This window comes from Mycolicibacterium chengduense, assembly GCF_033741155.1.
Lineage (GTDB): Bacteria > Actinomycetota > Actinomycetes > Mycobacteriales > Mycobacteriaceae > Mycobacterium.
This window is the reverse complement of the sequence record NZ_JAWQNH010000001.1, coordinates 1,031,069-1,057,144: the sequence shown is the minus strand read 5'-3', so window position 1 is coordinate 1,057,144 and position 26,076 is coordinate 1,031,069. Positions and strand designations below refer to the sequence as shown.

Annotated in this window: 26 protein-coding genes; 17 read left to right on the top strand and 9 right to left on the bottom strand. The window is 67.1% G+C overall.

The features are described 5' to 3' along the window. The first annotated feature begins 27 nt into the window (after nucleotides 1-27). Nucleotides 28-597, top strand: a complete 570-nt coding sequence (locus SBI67_RS05325) for a TetR/AcrR family transcriptional regulator (protein WP_318979506.1) — start codon at nucleotides 28-30, stop codon at nucleotides 595-597. Here the strand turns inward: SBI67_RS05325 and SBI67_RS05320 are convergent. Then, complete coding sequence (locus SBI67_RS05320; protein WP_318979505.1) at nucleotides 574-1,179, bottom strand: TetR/AcrR family transcriptional regulator; 606 nt, start codon at nucleotides 1,177-1,179, stop codon at nucleotides 574-576. The genes SBI67_RS05325 and SBI67_RS05320 overlap by 24 nt on opposite strands. 132 nt (nucleotides 1,180-1,311) lie before the next feature. On the opposite strand from SBI67_RS05320, the gene SBI67_RS05315 reads away from it, so the two are divergent. Beyond that, nucleotides 1,312-2,637, top strand: a complete 1,326-nt coding sequence (locus SBI67_RS05315; protein WP_318979587.1) for a cytochrome P450 — start codon at nucleotides 1,312-1,314, stop codon at nucleotides 2,635-2,637. Here the strand turns inward: SBI67_RS05315 and msrA are convergent. After that, complete coding sequence (msrA, locus tag SBI67_RS05310) at nucleotides 2,627-3,142, bottom strand: peptide-methionine (S)-S-oxide reductase MsrA (RefSeq protein ID WP_318979504.1); 516 nt, start codon at nucleotides 3,140-3,142, stop codon at nucleotides 2,627-2,629. The genes SBI67_RS05315 and msrA overlap by 11 nt on opposite strands. Then, the gene (msrB, locus tag SBI67_RS05305) at nucleotides 3,139-3,591 is read right to left on the bottom strand and encodes a peptide-methionine (R)-S-oxide reductase MsrB (protein ID WP_036397872.1); all 453 of its coding nucleotides are present in this window, start codon (nucleotides 3,589-3,591) and stop codon (nucleotides 3,139-3,141) included. The genes msrA and msrB overlap by 4 nt, the downstream gene beginning before the upstream one ends. A gap of 115 nt (nucleotides 3,592-3,706) precedes the next feature. On the opposite strand from msrB, the gene SBI67_RS05300 reads away from it, so the two are divergent. Then, nucleotides 3,707-5,101, top strand: coding sequence for a sensor histidine kinase (locus tag SBI67_RS05300; protein ID WP_318979503.1), 1,395 nt, complete (start codon nucleotides 3,707-3,709; stop codon nucleotides 5,099-5,101). Here SBI67_RS05300 and SBI67_RS05295 read toward each other — a convergent pair. Beyond that, nucleotides 5,085-5,513 (bottom strand): VOC family protein, encoded by a 429-nt coding sequence (locus tag SBI67_RS05295; protein ID WP_318979502.1) that lies wholly within the window; start codon nucleotides 5,511-5,513, stop codon nucleotides 5,085-5,087. The two genes, SBI67_RS05300 and SBI67_RS05295, sit on opposite strands and share 17 nt — an antisense overlap. 114 nt (nucleotides 5,514-5,627) lie before the next feature. On the opposite strand from SBI67_RS05295, the gene SBI67_RS05290 reads away from it, so the two are divergent. The 5 genes from SBI67_RS05290 to SBI67_RS05270 all read left to right on the top strand — a co-directional run bounded on the left by SBI67_RS05290 (nucleotide 5,628) and on the right by SBI67_RS05270 (nucleotide 9,899). Then, on the top strand, nucleotides 5,628-6,440 hold the full coding sequence (locus SBI67_RS05290; protein ID WP_413232406.1) for a DUF4349 domain-containing protein: 813 nt from the start codon (nucleotides 5,628-5,630) through the stop codon (nucleotides 6,438-6,440). A 42-nt stretch (nucleotides 6,441-6,482) separates the two neighbouring features. Beyond that, nucleotides 6,483-6,992 (top strand): nuclear transport factor 2 family protein, encoded by a 510-nt coding sequence (locus SBI67_RS05285; RefSeq protein ID WP_318979500.1) that lies wholly within the window; start codon nucleotides 6,483-6,485, stop codon nucleotides 6,990-6,992. Between the two features lies 1 nt (nucleotide 6,993). Continuing rightward, complete coding sequence (locus tag SBI67_RS05280; protein ID WP_318979499.1) at nucleotides 6,994-8,010, top strand: NAD-dependent epimerase/dehydratase family protein; 1,017 nt, start codon at nucleotides 6,994-6,996, stop codon at nucleotides 8,008-8,010. A gap of 108 nt (nucleotides 8,011-8,118) precedes the next feature. Continuing rightward, entirely contained in the window at nucleotides 8,119-8,997 is an 879-nt protein-coding gene (locus SBI67_RS05275; RefSeq protein WP_318979586.1) for a class I SAM-dependent methyltransferase, read from the top strand. Between the two features lie 179 nt (nucleotides 8,998-9,176). Continuing rightward, nucleotides 9,177-9,899, top strand: coding sequence for a glycosyltransferase (locus tag SBI67_RS05270; RefSeq protein WP_318979498.1), 723 nt, complete (start codon nucleotides 9,177-9,179; stop codon nucleotides 9,897-9,899). 7 nt (nucleotides 9,900-9,906) lie between these two features. On the opposite strand, the gene SBI67_RS05265 is transcribed toward SBI67_RS05270, so the two are convergent. Continuing rightward, a complete protein-coding gene (locus SBI67_RS05265; RefSeq protein ID WP_318979497.1) occupies nucleotides 9,907-10,383 on the bottom strand; it encodes an SRPBCC family protein in 477 nt (158 codons plus the stop codon). A 65-nt stretch (nucleotides 10,384-10,448) separates the two neighbouring features. Between SBI67_RS05265 and SBI67_RS05260 the strand changes: the two genes are divergently transcribed. Together SBI67_RS05260 and SBI67_RS05255 are read left to right on the top strand one after the other, a co-directional pair. Next, complete coding sequence (locus tag SBI67_RS05260; protein ID WP_318979496.1) at nucleotides 10,449-10,808, top strand: DUF427 domain-containing protein; 360 nt, start codon at nucleotides 10,449-10,451, stop codon at nucleotides 10,806-10,808. Between the two features lie 25 nt (nucleotides 10,809-10,833). After that, nucleotides 10,834-11,718, top strand: coding sequence for a DNA-3-methyladenine glycosylase family protein (locus SBI67_RS05255; RefSeq protein ID WP_318979495.1), 885 nt, complete (start codon nucleotides 10,834-10,836; stop codon nucleotides 11,716-11,718). Here SBI67_RS05255 and aqpZ read toward each other — a convergent pair whose 3' ends face one another. Together aqpZ and SBI67_RS05245 are read right to left on the bottom strand one after the other, a co-directional pair. Beyond that, nucleotides 11,719-12,489 (bottom strand): aquaporin Z, encoded by a 771-nt coding sequence (gene aqpZ / locus SBI67_RS05250; protein ID WP_318979494.1) that lies wholly within the window; start codon nucleotides 12,487-12,489, stop codon nucleotides 11,719-11,721. A gap of 224 nt (nucleotides 12,490-12,713) precedes the next feature. Next, nucleotides 12,714-13,526, bottom strand: coding sequence for a PaaI family thioesterase (locus SBI67_RS05245; RefSeq protein ID WP_318979493.1), 813 nt, complete (start codon nucleotides 13,524-13,526; stop codon nucleotides 12,714-12,716). 581 nt (nucleotides 13,527-14,107) lie between these two features. Here SBI67_RS05245 and gltB point away from each other — a divergent pair. From gltB to SBI67_RS05215, 6 genes are all read left to right on the top strand, one after another. Then, nucleotides 14,108-18,730: a glutamate synthase large subunit gene (gltB, locus tag SBI67_RS05240; RefSeq protein WP_318979492.1), complete on the top strand. Its 4,623-nt coding sequence runs from the start codon at nucleotides 14,108-14,110 to the stop codon at nucleotides 18,728-18,730. Next, nucleotides 18,723-20,189 carry a glutamate synthase subunit beta gene (locus tag SBI67_RS05235; RefSeq protein WP_318979491.1) on the top strand — a complete coding sequence of 489 codons (1,467 nt, stop codon included), beginning with the start codon at nucleotides 18,723-18,725 and terminating at the stop codon, nucleotides 20,187-20,189. Before gltB ends, SBI67_RS05235 begins: the two co-directional genes overlap by 8 nt. Nucleotides 20,190-20,865: 676 nt before the next feature. Then, nucleotides 20,866-21,339, top strand: coding sequence for a MaoC family dehydratase (locus SBI67_RS05230; protein ID WP_266047214.1), 474 nt, complete (start codon nucleotides 20,866-20,868; stop codon nucleotides 21,337-21,339). Nucleotides 21,340-21,374: 35 nt separating this feature from the next. After that, nucleotides 21,375-22,091, top strand: coding sequence for an alpha/beta hydrolase (locus SBI67_RS05225; protein ID WP_318979490.1), 717 nt, complete (start codon nucleotides 21,375-21,377; stop codon nucleotides 22,089-22,091). Continuing rightward, entirely contained in the window at nucleotides 22,091-22,759 is a 669-nt protein-coding gene (locus tag SBI67_RS05220) for a flavin reductase family protein (RefSeq protein ID WP_318979489.1), read from the top strand. The genes SBI67_RS05225 and SBI67_RS05220 overlap by 1 nt, the downstream gene beginning before the upstream one ends. Then, nucleotides 22,737-23,561 (top strand): alpha/beta fold hydrolase, encoded by an 825-nt coding sequence (locus SBI67_RS05215; RefSeq protein ID WP_318979488.1) that lies wholly within the window; start codon nucleotides 22,737-22,739, stop codon nucleotides 23,559-23,561. The genes SBI67_RS05220 and SBI67_RS05215 overlap by 23 nt, the downstream gene beginning before the upstream one ends. A 210-nt stretch (nucleotides 23,562-23,771) precedes the next feature. Here the strand turns inward: SBI67_RS05215 and SBI67_RS05210 are convergent, their stop codons facing one another. Together SBI67_RS05210 and SBI67_RS29195 are read right to left on the bottom strand one after the other, a co-directional pair. After that, a complete protein-coding gene (locus tag SBI67_RS05210) occupies nucleotides 23,772-24,614 on the bottom strand; it encodes an LLM class F420-dependent oxidoreductase (protein WP_266047210.1) in 843 nt (280 codons plus the stop codon). Nucleotides 24,615-24,692: 78 nt separating this feature from the next. Next, on the bottom strand, nucleotides 24,693-24,932 hold the full coding sequence (locus tag SBI67_RS29195) for a 9-bladed beta-propeller domain-containing protein (protein WP_489685547.1): 240 nt from the start codon (nucleotides 24,930-24,932) through the stop codon (nucleotides 24,693-24,695). Between the two features lie 131 nt (nucleotides 24,933-25,063). Here SBI67_RS29195 and SBI67_RS05205 point away from each other — a divergent pair, with 131 nt between their 5' ends. Next, a complete protein-coding gene (locus SBI67_RS05205; RefSeq protein WP_318979487.1) occupies nucleotides 25,064-26,068 on the top strand; it encodes a PHP domain-containing protein in 1,005 nt (334 codons plus the stop codon). Nucleotides 26,069-26,076 lie beyond the last annotated feature (8 nt).

The window sequence follows — 26,076 nt, the reverse complement described above, 5'->3', positions numbered from 1 at the left end:
CGGGTTGTTGTAGTAGCGTCCAGACACGTGTCCGACGCGGCTGTGGAGTCGACTCGGCGTCGCCTGAGCGCCAAACAGGCCGATACCGTCGAGCGACTCGGCAATGCCGCAATCGACCTGCTCAATCGTGAGGGCTTCGGTGCGCTGACCGTGCGCCGGGTGGCCGCCGACGCCGGCGTCGGCGCGGCCACCGCGTATACCTACTTCTCCTCCAAGGAACACCTTGTCGCCGAGGTGTTCTGGCGTCGGCTGGCGGCCTCGCCGCCCACCGAACACGGCGACGGCGACGCAGTGGGCCGGGCCAGCGAGGTGTTGCGGCACATCGCGCTGTTGGTGGCCGACGAACCGGAATTCGCCGGCGCGGTGACCAGCGCCCTGTTGGCCCGCGATCCCGACGTCGAAGTCTTGCGCCAGCGCATCGGCCGCGATATCCGTGAGCGGCTGCTGACCGCGCTCGGTCCGGACACGGATATGGACGTCATCGAATCGCTGGAACTGCTGTATTCCGGCGCGCTGGTTCGGGCCGGCATGGGGTATGTGTCCTACGCCGATATCGCGCCCCGGCTGGAGCGGTCAGCCCGGCTGATCCTGGGCTGAGGCCTGCACCCCCAGCACGGCGACAGAGGCGGTGATCGCCGGCTCCAGGATGTCCTGCACCGGTCGGCCGTCCTCGACGGTGAGGGCGGTGAGTTCGCGCAGCCCGCCGAGCAGGATGACCGCCAGTGACCGGGACACCGGTGCCAGCCCGGCCCGGCGGAACCCGTCGCCGGCGGACAGATCGACGAGCATCTCGGTCAGTGCGCTCATCGCCGAGCGCTGGATGGTGCGCACCGAGGAGCCGAGCGCCGGCAGTTCGCGGATCCAGCTGAGGGTGATCTCGGGTCGCGCCGCGATGTGCTCGACATAGGAGTGGGCGGCCTGGTGGATCTGCTCGCGCCAGGGGGCCTGCGCATCGACGGCAGCCCGGATGCCCGCGATGAGTTCGTCGTTGTTGGCGCGCAACAGCTCGACGAAGCACTGCTCTTTGTCGGTGAACTCGCCGTAGAAGGTGCGCTTGGATGTCCGGGCGTGCCGCACGATATCGGCGACCGTGGTGGCGCGATACCCGCGTTCGGCGATGGATGCGGCCAGGCCGTCGAGTAGGCGGGTGCGAAACGTCGGAGCAGTGGGTGCGGCCATGTCCTACTCCAGACTCTTGCGCCGGTTCGGTACCAGGGAGTACCGTAGCGCACACGCCTGTGGTACAGGGTAGTACCACCGTAGGGGTCTGGAGCGTGCATGACTGAGACAGCCAGCCGAACGAGCACCGAGATGAGCGCCGAGGCGCCTGCCCTGCAGCCCGCTGTCGGCCGGGCCGGGCACCTACCGCCCGGTCCGCGGGTCGCCCGCCCGCTGCAGGGATTCGCCTTCGCACTGTTCCGCAGGCAGATGACCGACCACCTGGTGCGCCGCTACGGGCCGGCGGTCACGGTCGATCTGCCGGTGTACGGGCCGACCGTCGTCATCGCCGATCCGCAGTTGGCCAAGCAGTTGTTCGCGGCCAACACCGACGACGTCGGCAACATCCAGCCGAACCTGTCCCGGGTGCTTGGTCCGGGCTCGGTGTTCGCGCTGGACCGCGCCGAGCACCGCCGCAGGCGTAAGTTGCTGACGCCGCCGTTCCACGGCAAGAGCATCAAGAACTACGAGCGCATCTTCGAAGAGGAGACGCTGCGCGAAGCGGCGAATTGGCCTGTCGGTCAAGAGTTTCCGACACTGGAACCGATGATGCGGATCACCTTGAACGCGATCCTGCGGGCGGTGTTCGGCGCCGATGGCGCGCATCTGGACGACTTGCGCCGCATCATCCCGCCCTGGGTGACGCTGGGTTCGCGGGTGGCCACCCTGCCCGCCCCGCGACGCAACCTCGGCCGCTGGACCCCGTGGGGGCGGCTGGCCGAATATCGGCGGCAGTACGACACGGTGGTCGGCCGGTTGATCGACGACGTGCGCGCCGACCCGGGGTTGGCCGAGCGCGACGATGTGCTGGCGCTCTTGTTGCGCACCAGCTACGAGGACGGCACGGCCATGTCGCGTCAGGACATCGCCGACGAACTGCTGACCCTGCTCGCGGCCGGGCACGAGACGACGGCCTCCACCCTGGCCTGGGTGTTCGAGAGGGTCAGCAGGCATCCGCAGGTGTTGGCCCGGCTCGTCGAGGAGGCCGACACGGGCACCGACAACGAGTACCGTCAGGCGGTCATCCTGGAAACCCAACGGGTGCGTACCGTCATCGACTTCGCCGGGCGGCACGTCTACGCGCCGAGCTTCCAGCTGGGTGAATGGGTTGTGCCGCAGAGGCATTCGATCATGGTGAGCCTGGCCCAGCTGCACAAGCTGGAGTTCGCCGACGCGGCCCGGTTCGACCCGGAGCGGTTCGTCGGCACGCGCCCGCCGCTGGCCTGGGTGCCCTACGGCGGCGGCACCCGGCGTTGCGTGGGCGCGGTGTTCGCCAACGTCGAGATGGATGTCGTGTTGCGAACTGTCTTGCGGCACTTCACCGTTGCCACCACCACCGCGCCCGGTGAGGCGGTGCACTCCAGGGGAGTGGCCTACACACCGAAGCGCGGTGGCCGGGTGACGCTGGCTAGGCGCTAGCGTCGGCCCGCTTGGGCAGCTTCCAGCCGGGCCGCGGGAAGTGGCAGGTGTAGCCCGACGGGTAGCGCACCAGGTAATCCTGATGCTCGGGCTCGGCCTCCCAGAAGTCGACCTCGGGCACCACCTCGGTTACCACCTTGCCGGGCCACAGACCGGACGCGTCCACGTCGGCGATGGTGTCCAGCGCGACGCGCTTCTGATCGTCGTCGACGTAGAAGATCGCCGAACGGTAGCTGCTGCCGACGTCGTTGCCCTGCCGGTCCTTGGTGGACGGGTCGTGGATCTGGAAGAAGAACTCCAGCAGGGCGCGGTAGTCGGTCTGCGCCGGGTCATAGATGATCTCCACCGCCTCGGCGTGGCCGGGATGGTTGCGGTAGGTCGGGTGGTCGTTGCGTCCGCCGGTGTAGCCGACCCGGGTCGACACGACACCGGGCTGCTTGCGGATCAGGTCCTGCATGCCCCAGAAGCACCCGCCGGCCAGAACCGCCTTCTGGTAGTCGCTCACTTGTCCTCCTTGGTCGTGAAAAGCGTCCGGTACTCGCCGTAGCCCTGCTCCTCGAGATCGTCGAGGTGGATGAATCTCAGCGAAGCCGAGTTGATGCAGTAGCGCAAGCCGCCCCGGTCGCGGGGTCCGTCGGTGAACAGATGGCCAAGGTGGCTGTCGGCACCGGCCGAACGCACCTCGGTTCTGATCATCAGGTGCGAGAAGTCGCGCTTCTCCACCACGTTGGTCTTCTCGATCGGCTTGGTGAAGCTGGGCCACCCGCTGCCGCTGTCGAACTTGTCGACGGAGGCGAACAACGGCTCACCCGACACCACGTCGACGTAGATACCCGGTTCGTGGTTGTCCCAATACTCACCGGTGAAAGGCCGTTCGGTGCCGTCGCGCTGGGTCACCCGGTACTGCTCGGGGGTCAGCGCCTGCACCGCCGCCGGGTTCTTGTTGTACGTCATATCTAGATAACCGCGCTGACGTGGGGTTAGTTCCCTTCGCCCTCGGCGAGAACGGCGAGCGGTCTCGGCCGGATCCACATGCGATCACCCGAAGTCACCGTTAATCTCGGCGGTGATGGTCGAACAATGCCGGCCCGACGAACTGCGGACCTTGTTCCTCTTCGAGCACCTGTCGCAGGCGCAACTGGAGGTGCTCTGCGCCGACGGCCACATCGAGACGTTCCCGGCCGGGCAGCTGTTGCGCGAGGGCGAACCCGCGCGCTTCTTCTACGTGATGATCGAGGGTGAGCTGGTCATGTCGGGCCGAATGGGCGGTGTCGACGTCCAGACGCGCCGGACCACCCAACGCGGCGCCTACTGCGGGGCGTGGGTGGCCTATGTTCCCAGTGCCGCGCAGGTGTACGACGTCTCCATCCGGCTCGTCCGCCCGTCGCGCTTCTTCGTCCTCGACGCCGAGCGGTTCGCCGACTTCATGCACACCCAGTTCCCGATGGCGGTCCACCTGCTGGCCGGTCACACCTTGGGGACCCTGCGTCAGCAGCAGCTGCTGGGCCAGCGTGCCCGGTTGGTCGCGCTCGGCACCATCACGGCGGGGCTGACCCATCACCTGAACAATCCGGCCGCCGCGATCGCGCGCGCCGCCACCGACCTGGGTGCCGTCCTGCGCCGGCTGCAGCTGCGAGTCGCCAAGGAGTTCGGCGGGTCGCCGCTGCCCGAGCTGCTGGGGGCGCCGGCCGGTACCGGAGGACTGGAACTGTCCGACCGGGAGGAGCGGATCGGCGAGTGGCTCGAGCGGCACGGTGTCGCAGGCAGCTGGGACTACGCCCCGACCTTCGCCGAGGCCGGACTCGATGTCGCCTGGCTGGACCGGATGAGTGGCGCGGACGGGAAACCGGTGAGTCCGCAGGTGTTACAGACCGCTGTCGAAGGGTTGGCGGACTCCATGGAAGGAGAGCTACGCCTGCGCGACATCCGCGACGCAAACAAGCGGATGTCGGCGCTGCTGGAGGCGGCCAAGCACTATTCGCAGATGGACCGCGGTGATTTCCAGCAGGTCGACCTCCATGAGCTGCTGGACAGCACGCTGTCGATGTTCGACGGCCGCGTCGGACCGGGCAGCGATATCGAGCTGATCACCCAGTGGGATCCTTCTGTGCCCGAAATAGGTTGTCATGCAGGCGATCTCAACCAGGTGTGGACCAACCTCATCGAAAATGCGCTGGAGGCGATGGGCGGCCGGGGCACGCTGACCGTTCGGACCACCAGGGAGAGCGACGCCATAGTGTGCGTCGAGGTCTGCGACGACGGACCGGGTATCGACCCGGACATCATCGATCACATCTTCACGGCCTTCTTCACCACCAAGCCGACGGGGGAGGGTAGCGGGCTCGGGCTTGATCTGGCATGGCGGATCGCCGAGCGGCACGGAGGTCACCTCTCGGTATCCTCGGTGCCCGGCAACACGTGTTTCGCCGTGCGCCTGCCGGTCGATGTCACTCCATCGCAATGAGTTCCAGCTGGATGTTGTCCGGATCGCGGAACACCACCGTCGAGTAGGTGAGCGGTTCGGTCTCGTCCACGATGCCGGTGTGTTCCACGCCGAGTTCGTCAAGCCAGCCGGTCCAGGCCTCGAGCTCCGCCCGTCCGGCCACCCCGAAGGACACGTGGTCGAGTCCGGTCCTGGCCTCGTCGAACGGTTGACCGTCGTTGCCGGTGTTGGTGTGCAGCCCGAAGATCAACCCGCTGCGAGGTTCCGGGAGCAGTACGGCGTATCCCGTCGACTCCCGGCCGTAGTGCGGAATCGTGAGGTCGAGGCGTTGCGTCCGGAACACCCGCTGGTACCACGCGATGCTGGCCTCGAGGTCGGTGACGGTCAACGACACATGGTGGACGCCCTGGATGGCAGGCTCGCCGGAAGTCATAGGGTGATTCTGCGGCATGTGCGCGCACGACGTAGCCGACATCTGCAAAGGAAGTTCACAGCTGGTCGGTACATTCGGTGCATGGCAAAGGCCCTGGCCCTGGTTCTTGTCCTGCTGGCACTGACCGCCTGTGCCGGTGGCTCGCCGGCGCTGGATCGGGCCGCGCCCGCCGCCCCGGCCCCGCAGGCTCCGGAGTCCAAACTCGCCGGGTCCGGCGGCGGCCCGCCGCTGGCACCACCACAGGTGCCGGACGCCAAGCGCGACATCGTCAAGACCGCGATGGTGACCATCACCGCCGCCGACCCGCCCGGCACCGCCGACCGAGCCGCCGAGATCGCGACGACGGCGGGCGGCCGGGTGGACAACCGGTCCGAGGACGCCGGCTCGGGCACCGGCCGCGCGCACGTCTCGTTGACGCTGCGGGTGCCCGCCGCGAAACTCGATGCCGCACTGGCCGATCTCAAGAAGCTGGGCACCGTGGAGAGTGTGCAGATCACCTCCGACGATGTGACCGCGCAGCGCGTGGACCTCGACGCGCGCATCACCGCGCTGCAGACATCGGTGGACCGGCTGTTGGCCATCATGCGCGACGCCAAGGACCCCGAGGCGCTGATCAAGGCCGAGGAGGCGCTGTCGCAGCGGCAGTCGGACCTGGACAGTCTGCGAGCACAGCGCGCGGCGCTGGGCGCTCAGATCGACTACAGCACCCTGAACGTGGAGATCAACGCCGAGCGGGTGGGCGGACCTGCGCCCGAGCGCTACCACGGTTTCTTCGGACAGGTGGAGCGTGGCTGGGACTTACTGGTGTCGGCGGTGTCGAACGTGGTGCTGGCGTTCGGGCTGCTGCTGCCGTGGCTGGCCGCGGTGGCCCTCGCCGGCGGCCTCGGTTACCTGATCGTGCGACTGGTGCGGTCACGCCGTTCGTGAAAATCTCGACAACAGCCGCTAGAACATGTTCTAGTTTGTGGTGTGACGAGCAGGTTGTTCACCCGCGATGAGCTGACCGAGGCGTTCGCGATCTTCGAGCACACCGTGGACCGCGCCGCGCAGACCCGCAACTGGGATCCCTGGGTCGACCAATACACCGAGGACGTCGAATACGTCGAGCATGCCGCCGGCACCATGCGCGGCCGTGAGCAGGTGCGCCCGTGGATCTGGAAGACCATGGAGTCTTTTCCCGGCAACCACATGACGGCCTTCCCGTCCCTGTGGACGGTGATCGACGAGGCCGCCGGCCGGGTGATCTGCGAATTGGACAACCCGATGCGCGATCCCGGCGACGGCACCATCATCAGCGCCACCAACATCTCGATCGTCACCTACGCCGGTGACGGCCTGTGGCGCCGCCAGGAGGACATCTACAACCCGCTGCGGTTTGTGTCGGCCGCCATGAAGTGGTGCAACAAGGCAAAGGAACTGGGCACGTTGCCCGACGAGGCGGCGGCCTGGATGCAGCAGATGGGCAGAGGGGGCAGATGACATGACGTCCTTGGTGATCGGCGGTAACGGGTACCTGGGTTCCCATGTGGTGCGCTGTCTGGTCGAAGACGGCGAAGACGTCCGGGTGACGGTGCGCCAGGGCGCCAACACCGTGGGCATCGACGATCTGCAGGTGCAGCGTTTCGTCGGCGATATCTGGGACGACGACGTGCTCCGCGCGGCGATGACCGGAGTCGACGTCGTTTACTACTGCGTCGTCGACACCCGCGGGTGGTTGCGCGATCCGTCCCCGTTGTTCCGTACCAACGTCGACGGCACGCGCAACGTCCTGGACATCGCCATGGAACCCGAAATCGCTTCGCGCTTGCAGAAATTCGTGTTCACCAGCAGTTACGCCACGGTGGGTCGGCGGCGTGGCCGGGTGGCCACCGAGGACGATGTCATCTCGGAACGGGGCGTGACGCCGTACGTGCGCTCACGCGTGCAAGCCGAGAATCTGGTGCTGCAGTACGCGCGTGAGCGCGGGCTGCCCGCGGTGGCCATGTGCGTATCCACCACCTACGGCGGCAAGGACTGGGGCCGCACCCCACACGGTGAGATCATCGCCGGCGCCGCCTTCGGCAAATTGCCCTTCGTGATGAGCGGAATCGAGTTGGAGGCGGTCGGCGTCAACGATGCCGCCCGCGCCCTGATCAAGGCTGCCGCGTTGGGCCGGGTCGGGGAGCGCTACCTGATCTCGGACAAGATGATCAGCAATGCCGAGGTGGCACGGATCGCCGCCGAGGCCGCCGGTGTGCCCGCGCCGGCGAAGTCGATCCCGCTGCCGCTGACCTATCTGCTGGCGGCGATCGGCACCCTCAAAGGCAAGCTGAAGGGTACCGACGAAAAGCTGTCGTTGGCCTCGGTGCGCCTCATGCGCGCCGAAGCCCCGGTGGACTGCACCAAGGCCAGGCGCGAACTCGGTTGGGAGCCAACGCCGGTGGAGAACGCCATCCGCGAAGCGGCCCGGTTCTGGGTGGGTCTGCGGCAGGCGCGGCGCACGAGCAAGACCGGCTGAACACCACGCCGGCGGGTGTTCAGCGCGGCCGATGTGCGGTCCCGGCGGCGTTAGCCTCGGCTGGTGACCGACAATGTCAAGGTCGACCTGCGCGGTGCGCCGCAGACCATGCTCGCCACCTTCTACGCCAAAGCGATCGACGCCGACCTGCCGAATTCGATCCTGCACGATCGCTGGGCCAGGCAGATCGTCGATCGCATCGACTACGACTGGACCCGCACGACGATGACCGCCGGCCGGTCACCGGCCGTGACGACCCGCTCTGCTCACTTCGACGACTGGACCCGCCAGTTTCTGGCCGTCCACCCCGAGGCGGTCGTGCTGCACCTGGGTTGCGGGTTGGACAGCCGGTTCTTCCGGGTGAGCCCGGGACCGGGGGTGTGGTGGTACGACATCGACTATCCCGAGGTCGTCGCCCTGCGTGAGCGGCTCTACTCAAGTGAACCCGGGGCGAGCGCAGCGACGGGGGAAAGGCCCGGGGCGAGCGCAGCGACGGGGGAAAGGCCAGGGGCGAGCGCAGCGACGGGGGAAATTCCAGGGGCGAGCGCAGCGCGGTATCGGGTGATCCCGGCTTCGGTCACCGATCCGGCTTGGCTGGCCGACATTCCGACGGATCGCCCGGTCCTGATGCTCGGGGAGGGACTGACCATGTACCTCACCGAGGCCGACGGTACGGCGCTGCTCCGGCGCATCGTCGCCCGGTTCCCCTCCGGAGAACTGCAATTCGATGCCTTCAGCCGATTCGGTATCAAGGCGCAGTGGACCAACGCGGTGGTGCGCAACGCCGGGGCGACGCTGTACTGGGGGATCGACAGACCCCAGGAGATCATCGCGGCAGTCCCCGGAGTGCGACTGCTGGCCTGGCAATCCCCCTTCGAGACGGCCAGTTTCCGGCAGGTGTCCCTGCCGCTGCGACTGATGGCCCGGGTGATGTCGGCTCTGCCGGCCACCAAGTACATGGCGCAGTATCACCGCTACGCGTTCTAGACTTTGCCACGGTCTCGGGCAGTCGGCGTTCCGGGATGGAAGCCGCACCGAAAAATGTTGCGATAGCTAATGATCTGGGTCACATGCCGATGGCATGCGTGACTCACAGTCCGGTTCCCGCTTTGCCACAGCCAATCGGCAGCAATTCCCTGTTTGATCGGTGCCGACAGGGAGGAGGCGTGGTGATCTCGTTCGTCATACCGACGCTGAATGAAGAGAAGACGCTGGAGCGGACGCTACGCAACGTGACCTCGTTCTCCGGGGAGCACGAGGTCATCGTGTCCGACGGCAACAGCGCCGATGCCACCATCGCGATCGGTCAGCGGTACGCCGACCGGGTCGTGGTGCACGACCTGCCGGCCCGTCAGACCATCGGGCAGGCCAGAAACATGGGCGCCGCGGCGGCCCGGGGTGACTTCTACGTGTTCCTCGATGCCGACGTGGTGATCCCCGATATCGACGAGTTCTTCGGGATGGCGCTGGAGCAGTTCAAGCGGCGCTCGAAGCTCGTGGCGTTGACCGTCAAGTACCGCGTGCTGCCCGAGGCCAGTACGTGGTTCGACCGGTGGGTTTTCACGATGCTCGGGCTGCAATTCCGATTCCAGAACAACATCCTGGGTGTCGGCGGGTCCGGCGGGGAGTTCCAGATGATCACCGCGGAGGCCTTCCACGCCGTCGACGGCTTCGACGAATCACTGGTCGCCGCCGAGGACATGGATCTGTTCCGCCGGCTGTCCCGGATCGGGCGGACCCGCTTCGACGGTCGGCTGGCCGTGTTCCACACCGGGCGGCGGGCCCACGAGATCGGGTGGCCCAGCCTGCTGTGGCAATGGTTCACCAACTCGTTCACGGTGTTCTTCTTCCAGCGTTCGGTCAGCCGGGAGTGGGAAGTGGTCCGTTGAGTCGGCCCTAACCGGTGGACTCGGCCCTGGCCTTCAGCCGCGCCAGGGTGGCCACGATGTGCTCGGCGTTGGCCGTATCCCGATCCGAGACACCGGTGGCCAACCCGGCCAGCGGTTTGAACCAGCCGGGCCTGCGATCCCAGGTTCGCTCGGTCACGGTGCACCCGCCGCCGTCGGCGGCCGTGATGTCGTAACGCCAGTGCGCGATCGGCATACCGGTGGACTTGACGTCGAAGGCGAAGGTCCGGCCCGGCTCGGCCGCGGTGACCGTGCACTTGGTGGTCCACTTCTTGGCGCCATTGCGGTTGTGCCCCTTGAACACCGCCCCGGCGGTCACCGCGTGGCCGCTGACCCACTCCATCGCGTGCGTCTCCTCGGCCAGTTCGGCCAGCGTGGGCAGGTCGGTGATCAGGGCGTAGACCGCCTCGGGGGAGGCGGCGATACTGACCTCGGCGCCTGCGGTGGCCGGTCCGGTGGTAACCATGGCGATGATGCTAAACCCGGCCGGTGGCGGGAATCACACACCCGAGGCGATGCGTTGTTGACCCTATGAGTGAACGTCCCGTGCTGCAGCCCGGTCCGCAACACCCCATCACCATCACACCCACCGGCCTGCGCGTCACGGTCCGGGTGGACGGCGTCGTCGTCGCCGATACCCGCAACGCCGTGACCTTGCAGGAGGCGAGTTATCCGGCGGTTCAGTACCTGCCCATGGCTGACGTCGACGCCACCGTGCTGACCCGCAGCGACACCGCGACCTACTGTCCCTACAAGGGCGAGGCCGCCTATTACGACGTGGCCGGAGTGCCCGACGCGCTCTGGGTCTACGAGGACCCGTATCCGGCGGTGGCCGCGATCGCCGGTCGGGTCGCGTTCTACCCGGACAAGGCCGACATCGTCGTGGGCTGACCGGCCACACCCGTAATCTGGTGCGGTGCCCACCGGCAGTGTGGCCTTCCCAGGACCCGTCAGCCCCCTGCTGACGTTGTCGCCGCTGCGTCGTGGCTACGGGGACCCGTGCTTCCGCGTCGTGGACGGCGTCATCTGGCGGACCAGCCTGATGCGCAGCGGACCCGTGACGGCCCGGATCAGCAGCAGCCGCACCGTCGCCGAATGCGAGGCATGGGGGCCCGGCGCCGACGAGTTCCTCGACGGGTTGCCCGCGCTGCTCGGCGCCGACGACGATGCCTCGGATTTCCACCCCGTCGAGCCGACGATCGCCAAGGCCCACGAGCGGGTGCCGCACCTCCGGCTGGGTCGCACCGGCCGGGTACTGGAGGCGCTGATCCCGGCGATCATCGAGCAGCGGGTGGCCGGTAAGGATGCGTTCCGCGGCTGGCGCCTGCTGGTGACGAAGTACGGTGCGCCCGCGCCGGGGCCGGCGCCGGCCGGCATGCGGGTTCCGCCTGCGGCCGAGGCATGGCGGCGTATCCCGTCCTGGGAGTTCCACCGTGCCAACATCGATCCGGGCCGGGCCCGCACCATCGTCGGCTGTGCGCAGCGGGCCGACGCCCTGGAGCGGTGCCGCACCGCGGCGGGCTTCCGGTCGATGCCAGGGGTGGGCGAGTGGACCGCGGCCGAGACCATGCAGCGCGCGTTCGGGGACGCCGACGTCATCTCGGTGGGGGACTATCACCTGTCCAACATGGTGGGAATGACGTTATTGGGCTATCGGATCGACGATGCCGCCATGGTCGCGCTGCTGGAACCCCTGCGCCCGCACCGCCAGCGTGCGATCCGGCTACTCGAGGCCAGCGGCCTGGCGCGCAACCCGAGATTCGGTGCACGCCAGGCCATTCCGGACCTGAAGGCCTTGTAACTAGCGGGCCTGCTCCAGGGCGTCGTCGCGGTCCGGTCGGTCGGCGAGCTGTTCGGCCACACCGAACAGGAACGGATAGGCCACGCCGGCAATCGCCGCCCCGACCAGTGGAGCCACCCAGAACGCCCACAGCTGGGCCGGCGCACCGTCGCCGTTGAAGAACGCCACCGCCGTCGATCGCGCCGGGTTCACCGACGTGTTCGAGATGGGGATGGAGATCAGGTGGATGAGGGTGAGCGTGAGGCCGATGGAAAGGCCGGCAAAGCCCTTGGGCGCCCGGTCGTCGGTGGACCCGAGAATCACCAACAGGAAGACCGCCGTCAAGACGATCTCGGTGACGAGCACGGCCACCAACGAGAACCCGCCGGGCGAGTGTGCGCCGTAACCGTTGGCGGCCATGTTGCCCGTGGCGCTCCAGCCGCTCTGGCCGCTGGCCACGAAGTAGATGACACCTCCGGCCACCAGGCCGCCGAGCACCTGAGCCACCCAATACAGCGGCAGTGCCGACCATTCCACCCGCCGGGCCAGTGCCGCCCCCAGCGTCACGGCCGGGTTGAAATGGCCTCCGGAGATGGTGCCGAAAGCGTACACGCCGGTGAGTACCGTGAGACCGAATGCCAAGGCGACTCCGAGGAATCCGATGCCCAAGGAGGTTCCGTCGCCGGCGATGAATTTGGCGGCGAACACCGCACTTCCGCAGCCACCGAGGACCAGCCAGAACGTGCCGATGAATTCCGCAGCCAGCCTGTGTTGCATGGTCGGTCTTGACATGACGAGCTCCTTTGCTGGATATGCCGTACCGCGAGAGTCGCACGCCCAGTGGCGCGCTGGACCCAGCAAGGAACAATGTGTCCGAAACTTGGCTGATTAGAGACGGTTTCTAGACTCGGGGCCGCTGCCGCGATCGAAACGCTGCGCCGCATAGGGAGTCTGGCTCATCAGAAGATACGCCATGCCGATGGTGATCATCGCCATGGGGAGCACCGGGCAAGCCGTCACAGATACGCGGTGACCCTGCCTACCAACGCCGGCCGGCCATCGGTGTCGAACGCCTGGGCGTCGGCCACGCCGCTGCTGCGTCCGCTGTGCAACGCCGTCGCCGTGTAATGCGCGCGGCCACCGGACACGAGCGGGCGCAGATAGTTCACCCGCAGCGACGCGGTGTGCAGCGGACGGTCGGCCCGGTCGGCGTTGAGCGCGGCGGCGGCCACCAGTTCCAGCCCGGCGGCGGCCACGCCGCCGTGCACCGCGCCCAAGCTGTTGTTCACCGCCGGCTCGGCGTGCTGGACCAGCAGCGGGCCGGGGCCGCCGGCCTCGCCCACCTCGACGGCCATCAACTCGTCGAGGGCGGTGGGGACCGCCGCCGGCGCGCCGGGGCGGTCGTCGTCCGGCAGTGCTGACGCCGAGGTGGTGATGTAGAACGTCCGGACCGTTCCCACCCCGATGGCGATGCCGCGGTGGCTGAGGTCGCAGATCGACAACGAGGTGGCCGCCGCGGCGCCGACGGCCCGGCTCTCGGCCAGCACCGGGGTGGTCGGGTCGGCGGCCAGGACGGCGTGCGCGTCGGGGGTGAACTCCACGGTCAGCTCGCTGGACACCGTCCAGTGCCCGTCCGGGCGGCGCAGATGGTTGGCGAAGCCGGCGATGTGGTCCACGAGCACCGCCAGCGCTGCCACACTCGCGGCGCCGGTGAACGGATTACGCATCCCGGCCACGGGCATGGTCGCAGCGCAGCGCTGCGCGGTGGCGGCCAGGTTGACGATGCCGAACCGGCCCGGGGCGGTGTGCGGCGGGAACGGGCCCGTCATGGGGCTAGCTGCTGAACCAGACGCTGAACGAGACATTGCCGTCAGCTTGGCACGGCGCGTGGGCAGGCGCTCGAGGCGGGCGGAGCGGGCGCGAACCAGTGTGCCTGGTGTTGCGGGTGGGGTCAGTGATCGGCGCGGGTGTACCGATGCCTAAGAATCTGAACAGTCTTTGAGCAAATGAACCAGCAATTGTTCGCGCTGCTTGGTGGCATGGATGGCAGATATTAGCAAACAGCGATGCGGGTCGACGGCCAGTCGCCGTGTCCCTGAGGGTATCCCTCAGGGGGGTGAAAGGGTAAGGGCCACAAGAGCTTACGGGCCCGCGCCGGTGGCGGCGCATCCCCGGGCGTGAGGTTACCGACCAGCTTAGTTAGGTCTGACTAAGTTGGCATGTCAGGCGGTGCTTGTCATATCGTTTTCCCAACTCAAGGCGAGCGGGACTGGCCGTCGTTCAATGCTGCACGAAAGGCACCGCGATCGCCTGGCCGGAACGCCGGCGGATGCCGCTGGTCACAGCAGGCAGCAACACACCCGGCTTCACGCAAGCCGGGTAAGAGAGTAAAGGGTCAGGTGGTATCCGGATGGGACCAGTGCCCGGGAGTTTTCAGGGCTCCTCACGTCCTCGGGGTATGTACAACCCCGCTTACGAGCACGATTCATGCGGTGTGGCCATGGTCGCCGACATGCATGGCCGACGCAGCCGCGACATCGTCGACAAGGCCATCACGGCCCTGCTGAACCTGGAACACCGCGGTGCCGCCGGGGCCGAACCCAACACCGGCGACGGTGCGGGCATCCTGCTGCAGGTGCCCGACGCGTTCCTGCGGGCCGTCCTGAAAGAGCAAGGGGACTTCGAGCTGCCCGAGGAGGGCAGCTACGTCACCGGCATCGCCTTCCTGCCGCAGTCCGCCCGTGACGCCAAACTGGCCTGCGAGGCCGTCGAGAAGATCGTCGAGGCCGAGGGCCTGACGATGCTCGGCTGGCGCGATGTCCCCACCGACGATTCCTCGCTGGGCGCGTTGGCCCGCGACGCCATGCCGACGCTGCGTCAGGTCTTCATCGGCGGGGCCTCCGGGATGGACCTGGAGCGCCGCGCCTACGTGATCCGCAAGCGCTCCGAGCACGAGCTGGGCACCAAGGGCCCCGGCCAGGATGGTCCGGGTCGCGAAACCGTCTACTTCCCAAGTCTTTCCGGGCAGACCCTGGTCTACAAGGGCATGCTCACCACTCCGCAGCTGCGGGCGTTCTACCTGGATCTGCAGGACGAGCGGCTGACCAGCGCGTTGGGCATCGTGCACTCGCGGTTCTCCACGAACACGTTCCCGTCCTGGCCGTTGGCCCATCCGTTCCGCCGGGTGGCGCACAACGGTGAGATCAACACCGTCACCGGTAACGAGAACTGGATGCGGGCGCGCGAAGCCCTGATCCACACCGACGTGTTCGGGTACCACAACGACCTGAACAAGATCTTCCCGGTCTGTACCCCGGGGGCCTCGGACACCGCGCGCTTCGACGAGGTCCTGGAGCTGCTGCACCTGGGCGGGCGCAGCATCGCGCACGCGGTGCTGATGATGATTCCCGAGGCGTGGGAGCGCAACCAGGACATGGACCCGGCCCGCCGGGCGTTCTACCGCTACCACGGCTCGCTGATGGAGCCGTGGGACGGTCCGGCCTCGGTGTGCTTCACCGACGGCACCGTCGTCGGCGCGGTGCTGGACCGCAACGGTCTGCGGCCGTCGCGGATCTGGGTCACCAAGGACGGCTTGGTCGTGATGGCGTCGGAGGCCGGCGTGCTCGACCTGGACCCGTCGACGGTGGTGCAGCGGCTGCGTCTACAGCCCGGCCGGATGTTCTTGGTGGACACCGCGCAGGGCCGCATCGTCTCCGACGAGGAGATCAAGGCCGAGCTGGCCGCCGAGCATCCGTACCAGGAGTGGCTGGATGCCGGACAGTTCCACCTCGACGATCTGCCGCCCGGCGACTACGTCAAGATGCCGCACCATCGCGTCGTGCTGCGTCAGCAGGCCTTCGGCTACACCTACGAGGAGCTCAACCTGCTGGTGGCGCCCATGGCGCGGACCGGCGCCGAGGCGCTGGGCTCGATGGGCACCGACACCCCCATCGCCGTGCTCTCGCAGCGTCCCCGGATGCTCTACGACTACTTCCAGCAGCTCTTCGCCCAGGTCACCAACCCGCCGCTGGATGCCATCCGTGAAGAGGTGGTCACCAGCCTGGAAGGCGTCATCGGGCCCGAGGGCGACCTGCTGAACCCCGATGAGAACTCGTGCCGCCAGATCGTGCTGCCGCAGCCGATCCTGCGCAACGCCGAGCTGTCCAAGCTGATCCACGTCGACCCCGACCACGAGATCCGCGGCCGCAAGCACGGTATGCGGGCCGCGGTGGTGGGCTGCCTGTATCCGGTCGCCGATGGTGGCCCCGGTTTGCGGCGCGCCCTGGAAGAGGTCCGCGCGAAGGTATCGCAGGCCATCCGTAACGGGGCGCGCATCATCGTGCTCTCCGACCGGGAGTCCAACGAGTGGCTGGCGCCCATCCCGTCGCTGCTGGCGGTCGCCGCGGTGCATCACCACCTGGTCCGGGAGCGCACCCGCACCCAGGTGGGCCTGGTCGTCGAGTCCGGTGACGCCCGCGAGGTGCACCACATGGCCATGCTGTGTGGGTTCGGTGCGGCCGCGATCAACCCGTACATGGCCTTCGAGTCCATCGAGGACATGGTCGACCGCGGCATCATCACGGGTCTGACCAGTGATCAGGCCAAGGCGAACTACGTCAAGGCGGCCGGTAAGGGTGTGCTGAAGGTGATGTCCAAGATGGGCATCTCCACCCTGGCGTCCTACACCGGTGCCCAGTTGTTCCAGGCCGTCGGCATCAGCCAGCGCGTGCTGGACGAGTACTTCACCGGATTGCACTGCCCCACCGGCGGGATCGACCTGGACGATATCGCCGCCGATGTGGCCACCCGGCACGAGCTGGCCTACCTGGACCGGCCGGACGAGTGGGCGCACCGCGAGCTCGAGGTCGGTGGCGAATACCAGTGGCGTCGCGAGGGCGAATACCACCTGTTCAACCCGGACACGGTGTTCAAACTCCAGCATTCCACCCGCACCGGGCAGTACTCGGTGTTCAAGGAATACACCAAGCTGGTCGACGACCAGAGCGAGCGGATGGCGTCGCTGCGCGGCCTGCTGAAGTTCAAAGAAGGCGTCCGCGAACCTGTTCCGCTGGACGAGGTGGAGCCGGCGAGTGACATCGTCAAGCGCTTCTCCACCGGCGCGATGAGCTATGGATCGATCTCGGCCGAGGCGCACGAGACGCTGGCCATCGCGATGAACCGGTTGGGTGGTCGGTCCAACTCCGGTGAGGGCGGCGAGAACGTCGAGCGCTTCGAGCGCGACGCCAATGGCGACTGGCGCCGCAGCGCCATCAAGCAGGTGGCCTCGGCCCGCTTCGGTGTCACCAGCCATTACCTGACCAACTGCACCGATATCCAGATCAAGATGGCCCAGGGCGCCAAACCCGGTGAGGGCGGCCAGCTTCCGGGGCACAAGGTGTATCCGTGGGTGGCCGAGGTGCGGCATTCGACGCCCGGCGTGGGCCTGATCTCGCCGCCGCCGCACCACGACATCTATTCGATCGAGGATCTGGCGCAGCTGATCCACGACCTGAAGAACGCCAACCCGTCCGCGCGGATTCACGTGAAACTGGTGTCCGAGAACGGCGTGGGTACGGTTGCGGCCGGTGTCTCCAAGGCGCACGCCGACGTGGTGCTCATCTCCGGTCATGACGGTGGCACCGGTGCCACCCCGCTGACCTCCCAGAAGCATGCCGGCGCCCCGTGGGAGCTGGGCCTGGCCGAGACACAGCAGACGCTGCTGCTCAACGGCCTGCGCGACCGCATCGTGGTGCAGGTCGACGGTCAGCTCAAGACCGGCCGCGACGTCGTGGTCGCTGCGCTGCTCGGCGCCGAGGAGTTCGGTTTCGCCACCGCGCCGCTGGTGGTCTCGGGCTGCATCATGATGCGGGTCTGCCACCTCGACACCTGCCCGGTGGGCGTGGCCACCCAGAATCCGGTGCTGCGGCAGCGGTTCAACGGCAAGCCGGAATTCGTGGAGAACTTCTTCCTGTTCATCGCCGAGGAGGTGCGCGAGCTGATGGCCAAGCTCGGCTTCCGCACCGTCAACGAGATGGTCGGTCAGGTGGGCGCGCTGGACACCCAGCGTGCCGCTGAGCACTGGAAGGCGCACAAGCTCGACCTGAGTCCGGTGTTGCACGAGCCCGAGTCGGCGTTCATGAACCAGGACCTGTACTGCACGTCCACCCAGGACCATGCGCTGGACAAGGCCCTGGACCAGCAGCTGATCGCGCAGTGCCGGGAGGCCATCGACAACGGCACCTCGGTGAGCTTCACCACCAAGATCGCCAACGTGAACCGAACGGTCGGCACCATGCTCGGCCACGAGGTCACGAAAGTCTATGGCGGCGAGGGGCTTCCGGACGGCACCATCGACATCACGTTCGACGGTTCGGCCGGCAACAGCTTCGGCGCGTTCGTACCGCGGGGTATCACCCTGCGGGTCCGCGGCGACGCCAACGACTATGTGGGCAAGGGTCTTTCGGGCGGCCGCCTGGTGGTACGACCGTCGGCCAGTGCTCCGGCGGACTATGTCGCCGAGGACAACATCATCGGCGGCAACGTGATCCTGTTCGGCGCCACCAGTGGGCAGGCGTTCCTGCGCGGAGTGGTGGGCGAGCGGTTCGCCGTCCGTAACTCCGGTGCCCACGCCGTCGTCGAGGGTGTCGGTGACCACGGCTGCGAGTACATGACCGGCGGCAAGGTGGTCATCCTCGGGCGTACCGGACGTAACTTCGCCGCCGGTATGTCCGGCGGTGTCGCCTACGTGTACGACCCGGACAAATCCTTGCCCAACAACGTGAATGGGGAGATGGTCGATCTTGACGCACTGGACGACGCTGATCTCGAATGGTTGCACGGGATGATCAGCGCTCATGTGGATGCCACCGATTCCGCTGTCGGACATCGGATTCTGGCCGACTGGCCGGCGCATCAGTCGAAGTTCGTGAAGGTGATGCCGCGTGATTTCAAGCGCGTGCTGACGGCGATCGCGGAGGCCGAATCGGCCGGGGCCGACGTCGACGAGGCGATCATGGCGGCGGCTCGTGGCTGATCCCAACGGTTTCCTCAAGCACACCCAGCGCGAGACGCCCGCTCGTCGTCCGGTGGACCTGCGGCTGCAGGACTGGAAAGAGGTCTACCAGGACTTCTCCAAGGACACCCTGCAGGTGCAGGCGTCACGCTGCATGGACTGCGGTATCCCGTTCTGCCACAACGGTTGTCCGCTGGGCAACCTGATCCCGGAGTGGAACGACCTGGTGTTCCGCGGCCGCTGGCGCGACGGGATCGAGCGCCTGCACGCCACCAACAACTTCCCGGAGTTCACCGGACGGCTTTGCCCCGCCCCGTGCGAGGCGTCGTGCGTGCTGGGCATCAACCAGGATCCGGTGACCATCAAGCAGGTCGAGGTCGAGATCATCGACAACGCCTGGGAGCAGGGCTGGGTCAAGCCGCTGCCGCCGGACGTGCTGACCGGTAAGAAGGTCGCCGTTGTCGGTTCCGGGCCCGCGGGCCTGGCCGCCGCCCAGCAGCTGACCCGGGCCGGGCATGAGGTGACGGTGTTCGAGCGTGCCGACCGCATCGGTGGTCTGCTGCGCTACGGCATCCCCGAGTTCAAGATGGAGAAGCGCCACATCGACCGCCGTCTGGAGCAGATGGCGGCCGAGGGCACCCAGTTCCGCACCGGGGTGAACGTCGGCGTCGACCTGAGCGTCGAGCAGTTGCACGAGGACTTCGACGCGGTGGTGCTGGCGGGCGGGGCAACCGCCTGGCGCGACCTGCCGATTCCCGGCCGCGAGCTCGACGGCATCTACCAGGCCATGGAGTACCTGCCGTGGGCCAACCGGTTGCAGCAGGGCGATGATGTGGCCGGGCCGGACGGGCAGCCGCCGATCACCGCCAAGGACAAGAAGGTCGTCATCATCGGTGGCGGTGACACCGGGGCCGACTGCCTGGGCACCGCGCACCGCCAAGGCGCGGCCAGCGTGCATCAGTTCGAGATCATGCCGCGCCCGCCGGAGACCCGGGCCGACTCGACGCCGTGGCCGACCTACCCACTGATGTTCCGGGTGTCCTCGGCGCACGAAGAGGGCGGCGAGCGGGTGTTCTCGGTGAACACCGAGCAGTTCGTCGGCAGCGACGGCAAGGTGTCCTCGCTGAAGGTGCACGAGGTCGAGATGAAGGCCGGCAAGTTCGAGAAGGTGCCCGGCACCGATTTCGAGCTGGACGCCGACATCGTGTTCCTGGCGATGGGCTTCGTCGGTCCCGAGCGCGAGGGTCTGCTGACCGATCTGGGTGTGGAGTTCACCGAGCGCGGCAACGTGGCGCGTGACGGCGACTTCCAGACGACCGTGCCCGGTGTGTTCGTCGCCGGCGATATGGGCCGGGGGCAGTCGCTGATCGTGTGGGCGATCGCCGAGGGCCGGGCCGCGGCGGCCGCGGTGGACCGTTTCCTGATGGGGGAGTCGGCGCTGCCGGCACCGATCAAACCCACCGCCGCTCCGCAGCGATGAGCGCTCGCGCGAAGAGCCTCGGGTCGCGATGAGCGCTAGCGCGTGACCTGATTGCCGCGAGATTGTTGTTGTTGCGGTCTGCACCCGCAGAACACCGCGATGACGACAATTTCGCGGCACAGGCCGGTCTCGGAACGATCGCACGTCGCCACTCCAGCAACTCCAGTCACAGGAAAAACATCCGATTTATTGCCGGCGCGCCTCGCTGTGTTTGCTCTGTGAGCGGTATCTAATGAGTGGGCAGGGGTCGTGCGGTAAAGTGACCCCACGGTGCAGCGATACGCCCGACCGCAGGAGTTCCTACCGTGTACATCAACCCGTATTCACGGTCTCGTCTCAGTCGAATCGCCTGGTCATGGCTCCGCCATCCGGTGAAGAGCCGCGAGTTTCCAGCTAAGCACGAACGCCTGATCACCCAAGCCGAGTTACTGCGCTACGGCGTCTGATCCGGCTCGTTAAGCGGCCCGTCACTGACGGCCGCGCTATTTTGCCAGTTGTTATCCAACCGTTATCAGCGTGCTGCGCCGACGCGGCCGCTCGCCGGCCATCGGAAATCGCGATGGCGCCATGGACTTTTCCGATTGGACAACCCCGGCTGGGTTGGGCAGCGTGGACCACGTCATCGACAGCGGGTCAACGCAGACCGGCTTGAGGAGCCGTCCGAGGGAGTCACTGCGTGCCGCCATCCGAATTCTCGGCCGATAACTTCACGCTCGTCGCACCGAGGACATTCGATCAGCTCGAGGTCGGTGAGATCTTTCGCGCGCCGAGCAGGACCGTCACTGACGCGCATGCCTCGGCTTTTCAGGCCGTCTCGGCCGACAACCATCCGGTGCATTACGACGTCGAGTGGGCGCGGGCACACGGGCATGCCGCCCCGGTGGTGCACGGCTTGCAGGTGCTGGCGTGCACCGCACCCGGGGCCACCCTTTTTCCGCACGTCATCGGTGAGGTGTTCGTCAGCTTCGAAAGCGTGTCATGCCGGTTCCTGGGTGAAGTGCACGCCGGTGACACCCTCTACCCGCAGTTGGAGATCATTGCCTTGTCCGATGCCGGCGAACTCGGTCGCGTGACCACCGCCGCGACCGTGCACAACCAGCGCGCCGAACTGGTGCTCGACGGTCAGCACACCTACCTGCTGCGGCGCTGACGCCCGCCACTATCCCACCAAGGAGTGCAACACCCATGTCTCGGCCAACGGTCGTCCTTGTCCACGGCGCATTCGCAGACGCATCCACCTACGGCCCCGTGACCAAATTGCTGCTGGACGAGGGCATTGCGGTGCTGGCGCCCGCCGTTCCGAATCGCAGCCTGCTGGGCGACGCGCGCGAAATCCGATTCGCCGTGGAGCAGATCGAGGGCCCGGTGCTACTGGTGGGCCATTCCTATGGCGGTGCCGTCATCACGGTGGCCGGTGCCGCTGACAACGTCGTGGGCCTGGTGTACCTGGCCGGCTACGCTCTGGACGAGGGCGAGAGCCTGGGCGAACTGCAGGGCGGCTTCCCGGACTCGGAATTGCCGGCGGCGCTGGTGCAGACGCAGGTGCCCGCGTCGGTGGCCGGCGAGGATCGAGTCGATGTCACGGTGGTGCCGGACCGGTTCGGGCCGGTGATCGGTGCCGATATCGACGCCGATGTCATTGCGACACTGGCGGTTTCGCAGCGACCGTTGGCTGCCGCCGCATTCGTCGAGGCCGCACCGGTCGCCGCGTGGCGGACCAAACCTTCATGGGCCGTCGTCGCCGCCGACGACCACGCGATCAATCCCGAGGTGCAACGCTTCGGCTACCAACGAGCCGGAGCGACCACAACGGAGATCGATTCGTCGCACCTGGTGATGTTGTCGCACCCCGAAGAGATCGCGGCATTCATCGGTGTCGCGCTCGCAGCGGTCACCGTCTGATGGTCGTCGGGGACAGGCATTTCTACCGAACCGCCGACGGGCACGGGCTGGCGCACGATCCGTTCAACGCGATCGTCGGGCCACGCCCGATCGGCTGGATCTCCAGCCGCAGTGCCGACGGTGTCGCCAACCTGGCTCCGTACAGCTTCTTCAATGCCTTCAGCTACACCCCGCCGCTCATCGGATTCTCGTCGATCGGGTGGAAAGATACGGTGGCCAATATCGCGGCGACGGGTGAGTTCGTCTGGAACCTGGCGACGCGCCCGCTGGCCGAGGCGATGAATCTCACGTCGGCTTCGCTACCGGCCGCCGACGACGAATTTGCTTGCAGCCGTTTGACACCCGGGCCGAGCCGCCTCATCGGGGCTCCCCTGGTCGGCGAGAGCCCGGTGAACTTCGAATGCAAGCTCACCCAGCTGATCCGCCTCACCGACATCGAGGGGCAGGACTCGGCGAGCTGGCTGGTGGTCGGGCAGGTGGTCGCGGTCCACATCGAGCGTAGGCTCCTGGTGGACGGGGTCTATGACACCGCCGCCGCGGCACCGATCTTGCGCGCCGGTGGGCCGGCCGCCTACGCCGCCGTCACCCCCGAGGTGATGTTCAGCATGACCAGACCTGACGACCGACCCGACGAGAAAGGGCGCCATGCCGACGATCACCACCAATGACGGTGTCGAGATCTATTACAAGGATTGGGGTTCGGGACAACCCATCGTCTTCAGCCACGGCTGGCCACTGTCGGCCGACGACTGGGATGCCCAGTTGATGTTCTTCGTCAATCATGGCTACCGGGTGGTGGCCCATGACCGACGCGGACACGGCCGTTCGGCGCAGGTGCCCGACGGTCACGACATGGACCACTATGCCGACGACCTGGCGGCGGTGGTCGCCCACCTCGACCTGCGCGACGCGGTGCACGTCGGGCACTCCACCGGCGGCGGGGAAGTGGTCCGGTATCTGGCGAAGCACGGGGCAGACCGTGCTGCCAAAGCCGTGCTGATAGCCGCGGTGCCGCCCCTGATGGTGCAGACCGAAGCCAATCCCGGCGGCCTGCCCAAGTCGGTGTTCGACGACTTCCAGGTACAGGTCGCGACCCGTCGTTCCGAGTTCTACCGGGAGGTCGCGGCGGGCCCGTTCTACGGATTCAACCGTGAGGGAGCCCAGGTCTCCGAAGCCGTCGTCGCGAACTGGTGGCGCCAGGGCATGATGGGCGGGGCGAAGGCCCACTACGACGGAGTGGTGGCGTTTTCGCAGACCGACTTCACCGAAGACCTCAAGCGGATCCAGATCCCGGTCCTGGTGATGCACGGCGACGACGACCAGATCGTGCCCTACGCCGATGCGGGTCCGCTGTCGGCCGCGTTGCTGCCCAACGGAACCCTGAAGACGTATCCGGGCTTTCCGCACGGGATGCCCACGACGCACGCCGAGACGATCAACGCCGACCTGTTGGACTTCATCCGGTCCTGAGAGCCGCTCGGGGCTGTCCTCGTGCCGCGGCTGGGTCCGACCGATATTCGCCAGGTTTGTGGGTGCGTGCCGAAATCGGTAACCACCAAACTGGCGTTTCACCGCACACAATCGCCACCGAGTGCACAGGATGTATCCAGAGGGACCGGCGCCCTCGACCAACCGGCGGTTCCCGCAGGGTGACCTGCCCCCTGCGGGAACCGCCCCGGGTCAGAGCTTGGCGTCCCGGATTGCCTCGGCCAACGGTTCGAGAACCGCGGTGTCGTAGGGCGGCGGCAGATAGATGATGGCCAGATCCAGCCCCTCCTGGCCCAGCGCGGCGGCCTCGGCGACGACCTTGGCGTAATCGCGGTCCTCCCCGAGCCGCACGTGTGCGGACAGGGTGATCTCCTTGGGGTCGCGTCCGATATCGGCGCAGTGCGCCGCAAGCACGTCGCGTTTACGCGCGAACTCCTCCGGCGGACCGCCGACGAAGTTCCAGTGGTCGGCGTACTTGGCCGTGATGCGCAGGGTGCGCTTTTCACCGCTGCCGCCGATACAGAACGGCGGGTGCGGCTGCTGCGGGCCCTTGGGCTCATTGCGTGCGTCTTTGAGTTGGTAGAACTTGCCGTCGAAGGTGGTGGTCTCCTGGGTGAGCAGGCCCTTGAGCACCTCGCAGGCCTCCTCGAAGCGGTCGAAACGCTCCTTGATGCTGCCCAGTTCGATTCCGTACGCGCCGGATTCCTCCTCGTTCCAGCCGGCGCCGATGCCCAGTTCGAGGCGGCCGTTCGAGATGATGTCCAACGCGGCGGCCATGTTGGCCAGCACCGCTGGGTGGCGGTAGTGGATACCGGTGACCAGCACGCCGACGCGCAGCCGCTTGGTGGCCTGGGCCAGCGCGGTCAGGGTGGTCCAGCCCTCCAGGCAGGGGCCCGAGGAGTCGGAGAAGATCGGATAGAAGTGGTCGAAGGTCCAGCCGGATTCGAAGACGTCGATGTCGTCGGCAGCTTCCCAGATGGCCAGCATGTCGGCCCATGTCGTGTTCTGCGGGGATGTCTTGAAAGCGAATCTCACACGACCCAAAACTAGTCCTGTCGCGGGTTTCATTCCGGGTAGTTGTTGGCAAGTTGATGTGAATCGGTGGTCGGGGGACTACCCAGGCGCCACGAGAGACATCAATTCTGTTCCGTCGTCGGATAATTGGACGAGGGTGGTGTTGATGCGCCGCACGTGGCGGAACGATCCCGGCGGGGAGGTGATCGTCCACAGGGTGTTGCAGGCGGCAAGGTCCACTCCGCGGGTCTCCAAACCAACCGTGGCATTGCCGACCGCGCCTCGATCGCCAAGTGTGCAGCCGACAGAATTTTGGAGTCGGCAAGCTTGCCGGCCCACGAGCCCGCGTATTTCTCCGCGATCTGCCGGGGAACCTCCGTCAATCCCATACCCAGCCCGCCGAGGCCGTTGAGCACATCGCCGACTGGTCCGCGTGTGTTCGTGCACCTTTTCGCGGCACACTGGAATTCATGGACCCGGTAACCGCCCTGCGCGAGATCGCCTTCTACAAGGACCGGGCACGCGAGGAATCCCGGCGGGTGATGGCCTACCGCAAGGCGGCCGACGTGGTCGAGGCGCTGACCGATGAGCAGCGCGAGCGACTGGGCCAAACCAATGGCTGGCAGTCGCTGCCCGGTGTCGGCCCCAAGATCGCGAAGGTCATCGCGCAGGCCTGGGCCGGTCGCGAACCCGACACCCTGGCCGAATTGCGTGCTAAGGCAACAGATCTCGGTGGCGGCGACATCCGGTCGGCACTCAAGGGCGACCTGCACCTGCACTCGAACTGGTCCGACGGGTCGGCGCCGATCGCCGAGATGATGGCCACCGCCCAACGCCTCGGCCACGAGTACTGCGCGCTGACCGACCACTCGCCGCGGCTGACCATCGCCAACGGACTGTCGCCCGAGCGGCTGCGACACCAGCTCGATGTGATCGACGAACTGCGCGAGAGCTTCTCCTCGATGCGCATCTTGACCGGCATCGAGGTGGATATTCTCGACGACGGCAGTCTGGACCAGGAGCCCGAACTGCTGGAGCGCCTGGACATCGTGGTGGCCAGCGTGCACTCCAAACTGGCAATGGACGCCGACGCCATGACGCGCAGAATGGTCCGGGCCGTCTCCGGTGGACAGGCCAATGTCCTCGGGCATTGCACGGGCCGGCTGGTCGAGGGCAGCCGGGGCATCCGGCCGGAATCCAAGTTCGACGCCGAGGCCGTGTTCAGCGCCTGCCGTGACAACGGGGTAGCCGTCGAGATCAATTCGCGACCGGAACGCCGCGACCCGCCGGACCGACTGCTGGCACTGGCGATCGACATCGGATGCGTGTTCAGTGTCGACACCGACGCACACGCGCCCGGACAACTCGACTTCCTGGGATACGGCGCGCAGCGGGCGCTTGACGCGGGCTTACCGCAGGACCGGATCGTCAATACCTGGCCGGCCGAGCGGCTCGTGGCTTGGGCGGCTTCCTAGACTCGGGC